The organism is Bifidobacterium minimum (genome assembly GCF_000741645.1).
In the GTDB taxonomy this organism is placed as follows: domain Bacteria; phylum Actinomycetota; class Actinomycetes; order Actinomycetales; family Bifidobacteriaceae; genus Bifidobacterium; species Bifidobacterium minimum.
Genome location: NZ_JGZD01000009.1, coordinates 31,128 through 45,920, shown reverse-complemented (window position 1 = coordinate 45,920; position 14,793 = coordinate 31,128). Strand labels below are relative to the sequence as shown.

The following is a 14,793-nucleotide window of genomic DNA, read 5'->3' as shown; positions in this document are numbered from 1 at the left end:
TCAGTTGTCGCCGCGGCGATCGACCAGATCAAGGCCCTTGGCGACCCGGTTCGCCGCCACCACGCCCACCGACACCAGCGCATAGCACAGGGCTATGCCTCCAGCCGCATAGAGGAGCGTCGTGGGACTCGTCATCACCGCGGCCATCAGCGGCAGCATCAGCAGCATCGAGCATCCCGCGGCGATGACCACCACGACATTCAATGGGGTCATCACCTCGATGAACCGGGCCTTGCCCATAGTCGCCATATCCATGCCCTCGAGGGCGAGCATGCGGTACTCGTCCTGCTGCTCATACACCGATCCGGCCTGCATGACGCCACAGCTCACGGCTGCAAGAACCGCGGCGAAAGCAAGCGTAAGGAGTCCTCCGGTGCCGATGTCGCCGAGCAGCGTCACGGCGGGATCGTCCGTTCGTCCCGTATCGACGGCCCGCGCCATATAGCCCGCTACGGAGGTGATCCCCGCGACGAACACGGACAGCGCGATTCCCGACACGTTGCGCCACGCCCGCCGGGGGTTGTCGAGTATGCGGCGCATGGCGATCATGGTGGCCGCGTTCCGGGGACGTCTGGCACGATGTCTGGCACGCGACGCGATCGCCCACGTCCCCACCAGATTCACCAGAGCGAAGCAGACGAGGATCACGCCGACGACGACCATGATCTGCTGGGCGAGCGCCAGATGGGCCATGACGGCCCGCGAGCGCATCAGAGCCACCGACGCCGCCACGACCACGACGAAGACGACAAGCCGCCACGCCGTCGGCAGGGGCTGGGCCGACCGCTGGGCCACACCCAACGGCGTGATGGACACGCGCCGCAGCGCGACGAGGGAAGAGACCAGCGCGAGAGCCATAACCGCCACGCACACCGCGGCAAGCACCCCGGCGCCGACCCACAGCTCCCCCATGCGGAAATGCCGACGCTGGAAGGGCACCAACCCCACCACGGGCATCAGCGCCACATAGCCCACGATTCCCAGAAGGACGCCGACGAGGGCCTGCCCCGCGGCCTCCATGGCGGTGAGACGGACGACCTGTCCGGTGGTCGCGCCGACCAGACGAAGCGCCGCAAGACGCGCGTCGCGACGGGAAGCGGCCAGACGCGCCGCGGATCCCGCCAACGCCGCGAAGGGGACGGTGAGAAGAAGACACGCTATCACCGAAAGAATCACGTAGATGCCGGCGTATGAATCCACCGCGACGATTCGACGCCCGCACCTCGATGAATCGATCAGACACCGCAGCGTCCCATCCGGCGACGCCCTGCGAGCAAAACCATGGACGCCGCCGAGGACCGTGAGGAAGATCGCGCCATCCGCCGCGAAGGCGATAATCGACAACACCGATGTGCCGCCGCGCCGAGGACCTCCGACACCGTGGAAAAGACGCCACAATCTCCATGTGCTCATGGCCGTGCGTCCGTATCGGGGTATGGATTATGGCAGGCCGACGCGGAGGGGTCGCGCGGCGTCATGATGCGACCGTCACGCATCATCAGCGTACGTTGGCAGAACCGCGCGACGCTGGGGTCATGCGTCACCACGACCACCGTGGCATGGCAGTCCCGGGCCGTCTGCACCAGCATCGTCATGACGTCATGCCCGGTCGCCCTGTCAAGCGCTCCGGTGGGCTCGTCGGCGAAGACGATCTCGGGCTCAACGCACAATGCACGGGCGATGGCCACGCGCTGCACCTGCCCTCCGCTCATCTCTCCCGGGCGGTGTGTAGACAGCTCCCGAAGGCCCATGCGCTCCAGCCATAGCATGGCCCGGCTCACGGCCTGATCGTAGGGGACGCCCCCCATCATCATGGGAAGCGCAATGTTCTCCACGGCGGGAAGCTCGGGAAGCAGCTGGCCGGATTGGAAGACGAATCCGAACGATTTTCTGCGAAGCGCCGTGCGCTTCGAATCCGGCATTCCTCCGATGTCCCGACCATGGAAAGACACCGTTCCCGACGTCGGCGGAAGGATGCCCGCAAGCACATGCAGAAGGGTGGACTTTCCCGAGCCGGATGGTCCCATGACCGCCACGGTCTCCCCCGTCCCCAGCGAGAGGGAGACGTGGTCGAGGCCCAGCGTGTGCCGCATGCCCGTGGAGGGCTGGGCGATCGACGTGGTCCGTCCCGCCATGGTTCCCATGATGCCGGGCGTGTAGTCCATGACGAGATCCGTCGCCCTCAGGATTCCGGGGCTTTCCGCATTCCCTGCATTTCCGGCGATCCCCGTGTTTTCGGTGTTCCTTGTATTCCAGGGATCGGGAGCCGCCGCCCCTCCCGAGGATTCCTCGACGAACCTCTGTGTGTTCCCCCTGGGCCGTGTGTTCCCCCGGGCGGGAGACGATGGTATGCGCATGTCTTCGACCGTAGGAATCCCGTGCGCGCGATTCCATCATGCCGATGGATGGTTAGACCGCGGCGCCGCCCGGTCCCTCATCCGCGGGAATGAGGCCGGCGCCGGAGCGGCGGTCGCCCGCCATGAACACCACCACGGGGGCCGCCACGTGGGCCGCCGCGGACGCCTTCGCACGGGCGAGGATCACCACGCGGTCGCCGCCGCCCGACCGGAAGGGCTATCGAACGCCGGAATCCGAACCGGAACCGGACAGATCATCCAATCGCCGCCGGAAGTTCGGCCAATCGGCACGGAAGGCCGTGAGCAGCCGCAGGGACGGCACGTCCTCGACGGGAACCCACGTGACGTTCATACTTTCGTCGTCGTTCGCGACGGGGTCGACGCGGTGTCCCTCACGTTCAAAGGCAATGATGGTGGTGTACGCCCAAGGGCCATGGTCCTCGCGATAGGCGCCCACCACACGGATGTCTCCGGGACTGATCCCCGCCTCCTCGTGGCTTTCCCTCAAAGCACCCTCGACGGCGTTCTCGCCATCGGCTATGGCGCCCCCGGGAATCCCCCATGTTCCCCCCTCGGCGCTCCACAGCGCGCGATGCTGCATGACCACATGGGTCACATGCCCCTTCCCGTCGCGCCGCGCGAGAAGAACCCCGGCGGCCCCATTGAGCCCCCAGTGGCGACGGCCGCACACACAGTCCACCCACCCGTCCCCAGGCTGATGGACGTTGTCCGCGGGGGCGGCGGAAACAGAGGCGGCAGAGGCAGGAGCAACGGCGACGGTGGGGATGTCAGAGACGGTGGGGGCGGCATCGGAGGGCGAGGGGGCGTCCGGGGACTTCCCGGAAGCCGCGGAGGACGAGCCGCCGATGGGCGTGCGCCGCATGTTCCACATATCGGACCATCGCACGCCGAGATCCCGCGCGAGCCGGCGCACCAGAGGCAGGCTCAATCCCAGAACGCCGTGCGGATCGCCGTCGACCCCATCGACGAACGCCCCGCCCAGTCCCTCCAAAGCGAACGATCCCGCAATCTCCAACGGTTCGCCCGTGGCGACGTAGTCGTCGATGTCCGCGTCGTCATAGTCGCCGAAGCGCACGACGGCATGGCTGGTGCCCGACACGGACCGCCCTGACGCCAGATCGATGAGGGTGTGTCCCGTCCACAGCTCACCCGATCGTCCACGCATGGAACGCAGCCGCGCACGCGCCACGTCCGCGGTATGCGGCTTGCCCTGGATCCGCCCATTAATGGCGAACAACGAATCGCATCCCAGAAGGAGAGGGCCGGCATTCCCGTCATCCCCGTCATTACCGGCATCGCTTCCGTATGCCTCGATAAGGGAACCTTGCAGAGCTGTCGTGGTCATAGGAATGGTCAGACCGGAGAAGTCCCTGGTCATCATGGAGACCTCATGGGAGCCGGCGTCCGACCCATGCCGGGCAGTGCCGGCCCCCATGTCGCCGGTGCCGGCCCGCATGGCTTCATTCCGTCTCATGGCCTTCACCGGATAGGCCGTGACGACATCCCCCCTCGCGTCGCGGATGACTTCTGCCATCTGACGGCATTCGTCCGCGACCACGGACGCCTTCGCACGGGCGAGGATCGCCACGCGGTCGCCGATGCCGAGATCGTCCACGGAGACGCCGCGCGCCTCGGCCTCCGAAGCCAGAACCGCCGGCTCGTCCACATGGGACACCCTCACCAATGCCCGGATTCCGGCCGAAGCCAGAACATTGCGCCGTGAGGGTGATTGCGATGCGAGAATCAACTGAATTGCCATGATCTCCCTGCCATGTTCCGTTGATGTGCCATGAATGCCGTATGTTCCGGCGGCGACCCGGATCCGGTCTTCCCTGGTTCCTAGTCCCTGGTCTTTCCTGATCCCTTGTCTTTCCGCTTCTTTCCGGTTTCCTAGTTTTCGCCGCGGCCGGAGCCGTCCCCGGACGCCGCCGGAACGCCGCCGCGTCCGGCATCGGTCAGCAGCCGCTCCACACGCACTCCATCGGTGTCGACGCCCAGATGGAGCGCACGCCAGTGTCCGGACGCCAGACGATCCCGTGCGACGGACTCGATGTCAGCTCTCGCATCCCCATGATGGAGCACGAGGACGCAGGGGCCTGCGCCCGACACCGCAGCGGCGTAGCCATGCGCCCTGAGCGTCCCGATAAGATCCCACGATGACGGCATCAGGGACGCCCGGAAGGGTTGGTGCACGGCGTCCTGCGTGGCCACGAGGAGAAGGCCGTTGGGATCGTCGGCGCTCCACCCGAGAACCGTGGGACTCATAGCCCCCGGCAGTAGCGCCGCACGGGAGATGTTGGCCACCGCCGCGCCATGGGGAAGCGTCGCGGGAAGCGCCTGACGCGCCTTCTGGGTGGAAAGCTCGACGTCGGGAACGAACACCGACGCCATGATGTCACCGTCGACGGGATAGGTCACCGTGTGGAATCCCGAATGCATCGGCTCGCCTCCGGCAACATGAGCGGATCCCGCGCCCTCCGGGACGTCGAAGTTCCACGACACGGTCAGACCGCCGAAAACCGCCGGCGCCACATTGTCGGGGTGGCCTTCGATGGTGGCCGCCATGTCGAATATGGTCTGGCGCGCGGATTCCCCGTCATGGGCGAACGCGTCGGCCGCGGCGATGGCCGCGACGATGGCCTCCGCCGAGGACCCCATGCCACGCGCCTGGGGTATGCGGTTGGTCGATTCCAGCGTGAAGCCGCACCGCCCCAGCCCCCATGTCTGACAGGCCCTGCGGAAGGTCGACACGACAAGATGGCTCTCGTCGCGCGGAAGCGTCGATTCCCCCTCGCCATGGATGATGACGGTGGCCGTGTGGTCGTCCGGATCGTCATGAAGGGTGAAGGTCAGATCGTCATGGTAGTCCAAGGCGAGTCCGACGGAATCGAACCCGGACCCCAGATTCGCGCTTGTCGCGGGAACGCTGACGGTCACCTGCCGACATACCGGATTCATCATTCTCCTTCCGCACTCCCTTTCCTTCAACGCTCTCTCCTCCCCCGCCCGCACCCGCGGATTCAACGCTTCCGCGACGATGGGCGCATCAGTCGAGGACACGCAATATCGAAGGTGTTCCTGCCACGCAGTCAAGAGCGCAGACCGCCGTGACCGTCTCGCGCAGCGTCACCTCGTCGCATCGGTGCGTGACCAGACGAAGCTGCTGTATCTCACCCGAGTATCCGGGATCATGCAGGGTGGGCTTGAGGTCCTGGTTGACTCCGTTGATGGAAATCCCGTGATCGGCGAACTCCTGGGCGATCGCGGCGAGGACGCCGGGCTTGTCGTGTATGAGGAAACGAACCGCGAACACGGCGGTCGACGAGTCGAGCGGCGCCTTCCGCAGCGACCGGTACAGGGGTATCGACGGACCGACGCAGCCCTGCGCGATATGCCGCGCCTCGGTCACCACATCGCCGACGACGGCCGACGCGGTCGGCGCGCCGCCAGCGCCACGACCGTAGAACATCAGATCATCGGCCGCCTCGGCATGCACGAACACCGCGTTGAAGCTTCCATGGACGGACGCCAGCGGATGGTTCTCGTCGATCAGCGCCGGATAGACGCGGGCCGACACACCCTCCTCGCCGTTCTCGACCACGGCGAGCAGCTTGACGACCTTGTGCTCGGCGGTGGCCGCCGCGATGTCGTCGGCAGTGATCGCCGTGATGCCTTCGACGGTCACGTCGTCGATGGACACGGGGGTGTGGAATCCGAGCGTCGCCATGATGGCCGCCTTGTTGGCCGCGTCATGACCTTCGATGTCGCCGGTCGGATCGGCCTCGGCATAGCCCTTGTCCTGCGCGTCCTTGAGTGCGACGTCGAAGTCGAGCCCCTTGGTGGTCATCTCGTCGAGAATGTAGTTGGTGGTGCCGTTGACGATACCCAGCATGGAAGTGACGGAATCACCGACCAGGGATTCACGCAGGGGTCTGACGATGGGGATGGCCCCGCCGACCGCGGCCTCGAAATAGATGTCGACTCCGCGCTTCTCGGCCGCGCGGTAGATCTCGGGTCCGTGCTTGGCGAGCAGGGCCTTGTTGGCCGTGACCACGCAGGCGCCGGATTCGATGGCCCTGAGGACGAACGTTCTGGCGGGCTCGAGGCCGCCGATGAGCTCGATGACGATGTCGGCCCGCGTGCACAGCCCCGCCGTGTCGGTGGTCAGCAGCGATCTGTCGATCCATGGCACGGTCACCTCATCGGGATCGAGGCAGGCCACCCCCACGAGCTCGATGTCACGTCCGATGCGCTGCGACAGGTCCTCACGCTGCTCGACGATCAGCCGTGCGGTCTGCGAACCGACGGTTCCCGCGCCAAGCAGTGCGATGCGGATCGGGGCTTGATTGTCTTGTGCCACAGTGAATCCCTCCCATGAAGTTCATGAACTCGCGACCATCGCGCCAACGGACGCCGGCGTCAACGGATGCCGGCGGGGACGCGATGCGTCATCATCATCTTCGCCGATCCTACCGGAACAAGCTGACGTATCGCCGGAAACGTGCGCTCTGGAACCATCTGACGGACACCCGCGCCGGACAACGTCGGGACGCTCACGCCGAAGGATCGACCAGTGCCCCGGAATGAGGACGTCAGTCCCCCTCCGCCCTGCAGGAAGCGCGCCGGACACCCGATCACAGGGGAAATCTCACGGACCATTCCGGGGCGCGCGACGACGCCCCTTCTCCGCCGCTACATCGATGATCGCCTCTACCCCCATGCTCGCCTCGACCGCCATAATCGTCGGCTCAGCCAGATCGTAGCCGAGCAGATCCTCCATGGTCTGACGACGCAGCATGACGTGGGCGTCGTCATCCCCCACGCCGACCACCGCAGGGAACAACGCCTGGTTGTAGTTGCTCGCCATCGTGCGTCCGTACGCGCCGGTGACGGGGATCGCGAGGATATCGCCGCGTCTGATGTCGCAGGGAAGCTGGCATTCATGGACGAGGATATCGCCGGATTCGCAGTGCATGCCGACGACACGGCACGTCATGGTCCACGACGACCCCGTCCGGTTGGCCAGCATCGCGGTGTAGTCGGCGCCGTAGAGCGCGGGACGGATGTTGTCGCTCATCCCGCCGTCCACGGAGACATACACGCGAGCGTCCAACGGCCTTCCCCGTCCGTCAAGCGTCCCCGCCGGCAGCGGCACGGTTTTGATCACCCCGACCCGATACAGCGTCATGCCCGCGGGCGCCACGATCCACCGTCCGGGTTCGAAGGAGATTATCGGCTGCGGCATGCCCCAGGCGGTGTTCGCCTCACGGATCGCCGTGGCGAGACGGTCGAGTTCGACGTCCACGTCCATGGAGTCCTCGTCGGGGGTGTAGGCGACGGAGAACCCGCCTCCCAGATCGACTTCAGGCAGGGTGATCGCGTCGGTGGCGTAGAACGTCTTGCGCAGCAGCATCATGCGACGGGCGGCCTCGATGAACGCGGAGGCGTCATGGATCTGCGATCCGATATGCGAGTGGATGCCCACCAGCTCAAGATCGTCGCCGTGACGCGCGATCTCCTGCAGGACCGCGAGGGCGGGGCCATCGGCGACGGCCTGCATCGCCTGCGCGAGCTCGCGGTCACTGGACGACACGTCGACGGCATGCAGATCGAAGGGGTACCGGACATCATGACGCAGAGCGCGCGGCCGCGGGGCCGCAGGCGACGACGCGGGGGACGGCAACGGAGGGGACGACGCGGAGCATCGCTCATCCCGTGCCGCGGTCTCACCCACACGGGCGTTGGCGGCCGCGGGCGAGGCCGGTACAATGTGCGACAGCATGTCCAGTGCGGACGCATCCGTCCCGGGGGCGAGAAGCGGGACACCGAACTTCTGGTCCTCATGCGCGGTCGATATGTATTCATGGCCTCCTGCGTGGATTCCGCAGGTCACCCGCAGCATCACCCGCGCCCTGCGCCCCTCGCTGCGGGCGATGGCGGCGATGCGGGCCGGTTCGGATGTCTCGTCGATGACTATTTTGGAGAATCCCTCACGCACGGCGAGCGTGATCTCCTCGTCGGATTTGTTGTTCCCATGAAGCACCAGACGTCGGCCCGGAGCCCCCGCTGCGAGCGCGATGCGCATCTCGCCCATGGTGCAGGTGTCCACGGACATGCCGGCGTCAAGAACGAGTCGGACGACCTCCTTGGAGAGGAACGCCTTTCCCGCGTAGCTCACGTGCGTTGTGGTGGTCGGGAAGGCCCGTGTCGCCGCCGTGACGAAACGCGCGGCGCGAGAGCGCAGATCGTCAGTATCCAGGACGTAGAGAGGGGAGCCGAAGCGGTCGAGAAGTGACCGGACGGGCCTGCCGTGCATCCTCAACGATCCCTGATCGTCCCGGTCGACGCCCTGGGGCCAGATTCCGCTGTCCTCCATGCGGTCACATCCCATGCGGTCACATCCTTTCAGGGGCGTCCACGCCGAGAAGATCGAGACCGGACCGGATCACCGTTCCCACCGCGTCGTTCAGACGCAGACGGGCCGCCGCCCGCGCGGGCTCCGGGTTCTTGCTCGTCTCGAGCGCGTCGCGCTCGGCCTGCGGCAATGACGTCTCGTGGTCCGTCAGCGGCATCGGCACGACGCGCTCGACGTTGTACCACCGATGGTAGGTGCCTGCCAGATCCTCGAGATAGTGGGCGATGCGGTGCGGGGCCCGCATGTCTCCGGCCTGCTCAAGCGCCGACGGCCACTGGGCGAGCGCCGCCAGAACCTCGCCATCCGCCGTCGTGTCGAGAAGGGCGAGGTCCGCGCCCTCATACCCGATTCCGGCGTCCTTCGCGTTGCGTGCGACGTTGCGGGACCGGGCATGGGCGTACTGGACGTAGTAGACGGGATTGTCGTTGGTGTGCGAAGCCAGCAGATCGAGGTCGATGTCCACGCTCGTGTTGTAGTCGGTGCGGGCCAGCGAGTAACGCGCCGCATCCACCCCGACGGCTTCGACGAGGTCATCAATGGTGACGACGTTGCCGGCCCGCTTCGACATGCGCACGGCCTTGCCGTCCTTCATCACGTTGACCAGCTGACCGATGAGGATCTGCATGTTGACGCCCGGCTTGTCGCCGAACGCCGCGCACATCGCCATCATGCGGCCGATGTATCCGTGGTGGTCGGCGCCCAGCATGTAGATGGCCACGTCCGCCGGATCGGTTTTGCGGTGGCGCTTGTTGTAGTAGTAGGCGATGTCCGCGGCGAAGTACGCGTAGTTGCCGTCCGACTTGACGATGACGCGGTCCTTGTCGTCGCCGTGCCTGGTGGACAGGAACCATGTGGCTCCGTCCTTCTGGGCGATGTCGCCCTTGTCGCGAAGCGCCCGTATCGCCCGCTCGACCTCGCCGTCCTCGTACAGACTGTTCTCGTGGAACCACACGTCGAAGTCGACGCGGAATGCCGACATCGACCGTTGGATCTCCTCGAACATCATCGGGACGGCACGCCTGCGGAATTCCTCGCGCTGGGGGGAGTCGCCCTCGCCCAGAGGCTGGCCGTCGTCATCCGCACCGGAGTCCTCGCGAGGAAGGTCGAGGATGTCGATGCCCTCCGACGCGGCCTGCTCGACCACACGGGACGCGATGTCGTCGATATAGGCGCCCTTGTACCCGTCTATGGGAGCCGGCTCGCCGTGCGCGGCCGCCACCAGCGATTTAGCGAAGCGGTTGATCTGCTCACCGTGGTCGTTGAAATAGTATTCGCGCACGACCTTGGCGCCGTTGGCCTCCAGAACACGTGCCATGGAGTCGCCCACGGCGGCCCACCGCGTCCCGCCGATATGGATGGGACCGGTGGGGTTGGCGGAGACGAACTCGAGGTTGAGCGTCTTTCCCGACAGATGGTCGTTGCGACCATAGGAGGAACCCCGTTCCAGAACCGTATCGACCACGGCGGCGGCGGAGGCCGAGTCCAGAACGATGTTGATGAAGCCCGGTCCGGCGACTTCGACGGAGGCTATGCCCGTCTGCCGTCCCAGCACGTCGGCGATCCGCTGGGCGATCTCACGCGGGGCCATGGAGGCTTTGCGCGCCACCTTCATGGCGACGTTGGAGGCCCAATCACCATGGGAACGGTCCTTGGGACGCATGACCGCCAACGCCGAAGCGGGAGGGACGTCATCCTCCCCCAAAGATCCGATCCGGCCGGATGCCGCCAGATCATGGACGATGCGTGTGATGACTTCGCTCAGCTCTTCAGGACTCATTCCCCCCAGTCTAACGTCCCTCGTGACAGGAGCGGGACGGTCGCCACCATGATGCACAGGAGGTCGATGGGGGCGTCGGGACGTCATTCCGGCCATGGAGATCATGGTCGGCCCTTTCGGTCGAGAACCCTCATGAATCCTCCGGATCGGCCGATTCCGGATCCCGTCCCCGATACGAGCCACGTCGTGCGAACCGTCCGGATACGATCGCGGCGACGGAGATCCCCACAATGACCACACACGCCGCGACGACGCCCACGATGATTGCGTTGGCGGCGGAAGGCGCGCGCATGGCGTACACAGCCCAGCTGGAACCCACATACACATGGTCATATTCGGTTCTGGCCTCGTTCCCCGCGTCGTCCACCGTGCGGACCGTCATCGTGTGGAATTCCCCATCGGATGGAATGAGGTACCGTGGCGTGCGGTACAGGGTCTCCTCGCCCGTCCATCTCCTGACGAGCCGGCCGTCGACATACAGCTCGGCGACGTTGACGGCCATATTGTCCTTGACGTCGATTCCGACGTCCCTGCCGAGGGCGGATCGGTAGACTCCTCCGGAACGAACCCCCAGCAGACGCGCGCTGGGCGACGTGCCGTCGATGGCGAAGCTCAGCTCGGCGCTTTCGGTGCGCGTGGGATCCTTGCCGTCCATGGTGTTCTGCGACAGGTTTCCGGCGTTGTCCACGGACTGCAGGAGCACGCGATAGTAGCCGTCCCGCGAGAACCGTGCCGCCGGGATGGTGTAGACGGTCCGGCTCCATCCCTCGTCGGAACCCGTGTCGATCGCGTACTGGTCGTTCTCCAACGCAATCGCCCGGTCGCCATGCGACACCACGATCCTGGTCGTCCCCTGCCTGAGCCCGGAGACATTGGTCTCCGCTATCGTCACGTCCGATGGCTTCCTGAGATACGCGCCGCGCAGATTCCCGGTGTCGCCCACGAAGGAATACGTCGATCCGAAGCGGTTGACGGAGAACGTTCGTGATGCCGTGATCACGTTCCCCGCCAGATCCCTGACGGTGGCCGATAGCGTGTACATGTCGTCGGTGGAGGGGGTGCGGTCAAAATCCCGGAAGGCCATCGCGACGCCATCGGGCCGATCGCTTCTCGTCGTCATTGCGTCGAGCTCCACGTCGTCCATGTCCCCACGCCGGGCGCCGCTCAGCGTGCAGGAGACGCTTGATCTATCGATGTTGGCATCGTCATAGGAGATTCCGGGGATGACGGAACCGGCATAGGCCGTGTTGTCGGAGACGCCGACGATGGTGATGGCGGGTGCGGTCGTATCGATGACGAACTCCGGTTCCCTGACCACCGTGGCCACGTTGCCCGCCAGATCGGCGGCCCTGACGGTGAGGGCGTAAGTCCCATCCCGCGAGAACACGACGGACGCCGACCGCCGATGGTCCGAGGCGCCGTTCCGTACCGTCCATCGCGATGGGGAGGGAGCCTGCGCCACCACGCCCTCGTCGTCCTTCCGCGTGGTCGAGATCACGGATTCGTTCGGGCTGAAGTTCCTTTCGGCAACGGTTACGGTGGCCGTTCTGGACGTGTCGTAGTACCGGCCGTTGACCGCCGACGTCCGGTCGAACGACACCGACAGGATGGGGGCCGCGGTGTCGATGGTGAACTCGTCATGGCGGGGGGCCGCCGCGCGTCCCGCGGGATCGGCGAGCGCGACGTCCACGGACCAGTCCCCATCGACATCCAGGGGAAGCTGCGCCACATACGTGCGTCCATCTCCCGAGGGATTGCGGAAAGCGCTGACGGGAACCGTCCGTCTGGCTCCCTCCGTCTCGCCCACGGCGACGATGCGGTGAGGGACGTTGCGCTGCAGAAGATCGAAGTTCACCTCGTCGACGGTGATGGTGGCGGTTCGATGGGCCTTGTAGTACGTGCCGTTGCGTGCGTCGGTGTTGTCATAGGACACGTCCAGAGCGGGCGATCCGCGGTCGACGACGATTCCGATCAGGGACCCCATGTCGCTGCCTCGTCCGTAATCCCGGAGGGAACCGGTCTGCGCGCAGTTTCCCGCGACGTCGCAGACTCTGATGGATGTTCCGTTCAGCGACAACCGCTGGCCATCACGATCGAATCCGAAGGAAAGGGAGCCTCCGGAGACCGAGCCGGAGTAGGAGATCGACGGGAGCGGATGGCGCGCCTGATCCGCCGGAGGGGAATCGAAGTCCAGCGAGGCGAATTCGGCCGACGCGGCGTCGACTCCGGAGACGGCATCCCTCACGCCATCGAGCGTGATGATGACCGGCTCCGTGGAGAACGCCCAGCCCCACTGCATGGAATCCATCACCGACGACGACAGGCCTCCCGTCGATGGTGCCGTCCAGTCCATGATGAACTCCTTGCGGGCCGACGCCACGGCATCTCTGCCAGTCGTGCCGAAGCCCCCGTAGGACAATGCGACAACGTATCGGCCTTCGGTCGCCCTCGCGTCACCCTCCGGACGCACGGGAACCGTGACCGAATAGACGTACTCCTCATCATGCCCGTGGGAAGCGAGTTCGGCGGGCGTTATGGACCGGACGTCCCGCGTCGATGCCGACCCGTCCCATGGGTCGGCATCCACCACGCTTCCCCGGGTGAGGCTCACGCCGCCATGCAGCTTCTGATACAGCGGGAACCACCGATCGGTCACGGTGTATGTCGCCTCGACGTCGCCGCGATAGTGCGGGACGCCGTCGTGTCCTGTGGGATCCGCATAGGTCCCCGCCTTTCGTACGGCGAGATCCACGCTTCTGGTGGCTCCGCGGTCAATGACGACGGCGTCGTATTCCCATGCGCCGATATCCTCGATCAGGGGCATGCTGCGGCTGTTTCCCGCCTTGTCGGCGACGACGATGGTGATCGCGCGCAGATCGTAGAACCCCTCACCGTCGAGTTCGAATGACACGGAGCCGTCGGCGGAACGCGTCGCGGGGTCGATCGTCAGCGTGGTCCGCGTGGCGTCCGGAATCGGCGTTCCGGCAAGATCCGTGGGAACTGGAATGCTCACCGATATGGACGCGACGCCGGATGCGACCGTGTCACCGCCGGCACTCCTCCCATCGGATGAGGCAGGCATCGGGTCCTCCACACGGAAGTCGAAAGCCATCGCGGAGGATGAGACGACGACGTCATGGAGCTCCGATCCGACCCGGACGTCGGCCGCCAATGATCCCGCCTCGCCCACGGCCGGTCCGCGCGACGACGACAATGCGGGAGGCGTGGAATCAATCGACAGGGGAACGCCGTCGTGCGGAAAATCGACCATCGGCAGGTATGGCGATGCGAGGGAGATGACGAATGTTCCCGGAGCCGTTGATTCATCACCATCACCATCGCCATCACCATCGCCATCACCATCACCATCACCGACGAAGGCGGCCGTGATCGCGTCGCCCGACAGGCAGTATGCCGCCGCGCCAGCGGAACCCCGGGGATTCGTGCAGTCGGAGAACGCTCCGGCCGGGAAGCCGTGCGACGCGGAACCATCCGACGCGGAACCATCCGATCCGGGCTTCCCATCCACCGTCAGAATCGCAATGGAACGGTGACCCTCCCGCCGAAGAAGCGCCATGCGTTCCTCGAAGAACGGCGACGATCCCGTCAACATCACCGTCGGCATCCTGCGGACGATATTGTGGCCGTCGCCGGCGATGACGGCCGTGTCCAGACTCACCGTGGTCTCCGCCGACGCATCGTCCACGATAAGGGTCGTCGGCGTCGGAAGCCTATCCTGCGACGAACCATCCAATGGGATATCGGCGAGCGCCTCGGACGACAGGACGTGGCCGTTCCCGTCAACGGTCACGATGGCCATCCTGTCCAGACGGTAGGTCTGCCCGTCATGGACCGTCCATGCGAAGGCACCTTCCCCGTCCGGCGAGATCGGCACCACGTCGCATGCCCCCGGGTCGTCCGGAGCCGGGCAGCGGACCCCATCACGCGACGGCGCATACAGTGCGACGGAACCCACGTCCTCCATGTCGGCGGACGGCCTCACGGTGATCGTCTGCTCCCCCGTCGCCAGCCATGTGTCATCCGACATTATCGTCGGAGTGGAGTTCCGTGACGCGATGGTCATGGATCCCCACCGAAGGCCGTCCGCGGAGGGTTCCGCCATCGCGGGCAGAACCGCGGCCACCGCCATGACGGAGCCGATCCCCATCGCCATCATGGACGCCATAGCCAGAATTCGGCGCATGTGAACAGCCCGTCCCGCA

At 65.8% G+C, this 14,793-nt stretch carries 8 protein-coding genes and 1 pseudogene; all 9 read right to left on the bottom strand.

The genetic code is table 11. The annotated features are described in order from the left end of the window. The 9 genes and pseudogenes from BMIN_RS03905 to BMIN_RS03865 all read right to left on the bottom strand — a co-directional run bounded on the left by BMIN_RS03905 (window position 1) and on the right by BMIN_RS03865 (window position 14,747). Window positions 1-1,413 (bottom strand): ABC transporter permease family protein, encoded by a 1,413-nt coding sequence (locus tag BMIN_RS03905; protein WP_022860801.1) that lies wholly within the window; start codon window positions 1,411-1,413, stop codon window positions 1-3. Further along, window positions 1,410-2,165, bottom strand: coding sequence for an ABC transporter ATP-binding protein (locus BMIN_RS03900; RefSeq protein WP_152595166.1), 756 nt, complete (start codon window positions 2,163-2,165; stop codon window positions 1,410-1,412). Before BMIN_RS03900 ends, BMIN_RS03905 begins: the two co-directional genes overlap by 4 nt. Window positions 2,166-2,409: 244 nt before the next feature. Beyond that, entirely contained in the window at window positions 2,410-2,547 is a 138-nt protein-coding gene (locus BMIN_RS08565; protein ID WP_022860799.1) for a hypothetical protein, read from the bottom strand. 27 nt (window positions 2,548-2,574) lie between these two features. After that, on the bottom strand, window positions 2,575-4,137 hold the full coding sequence (locus tag BMIN_RS03895; RefSeq protein ID WP_022860798.1) for a Maf family protein: 1,563 nt from the start codon (window positions 4,135-4,137) through the stop codon (window positions 2,575-2,577). A 131-nt stretch (window positions 4,138-4,268) separates the two neighbouring features. Then, window positions 4,269-5,336 carry a homoserine kinase gene (gene thrB / locus BMIN_RS03890; RefSeq protein ID WP_022860797.1) on the bottom strand — a complete coding sequence of 356 codons (1,068 nt, stop codon included), beginning with the start codon at window positions 5,334-5,336 and terminating at the stop codon, window positions 4,269-4,271. 88 nt (window positions 5,337-5,424) lie between these two features. Next, window positions 5,425-6,738: a homoserine dehydrogenase gene (locus BMIN_RS03885; protein ID WP_022860796.1), complete on the bottom strand. Its 1,314-nt coding sequence runs from the start codon at window positions 6,736-6,738 to the stop codon at window positions 5,425-5,427. Window positions 6,739-7,125: 387 nt separating this feature from the next. After that, window positions 7,126-8,754: pseudogene (locus tag BMIN_RS03875) on the bottom strand (diaminopimelate decarboxylase); the annotation flags it as partial. Window positions 8,755-8,773: 19 nt separating this feature from the next. Beyond that, window positions 8,774-10,570 (bottom strand): arginine--tRNA ligase, encoded by a 1,797-nt coding sequence (gene argS, locus BMIN_RS03870; protein ID WP_022860793.1) that lies wholly within the window; start codon window positions 10,568-10,570, stop codon window positions 8,774-8,776. Window positions 10,571-10,700: 130 nt separating this feature from the next. Then, window positions 10,701-14,747, bottom strand: a complete 4,047-nt coding sequence (locus tag BMIN_RS03865) for an Ig-like domain-containing protein (RefSeq protein WP_156097303.1) — start codon at window positions 14,745-14,747, stop codon at window positions 10,701-10,703. Window positions 14,748-14,793 lie beyond the last annotated feature (46 nt).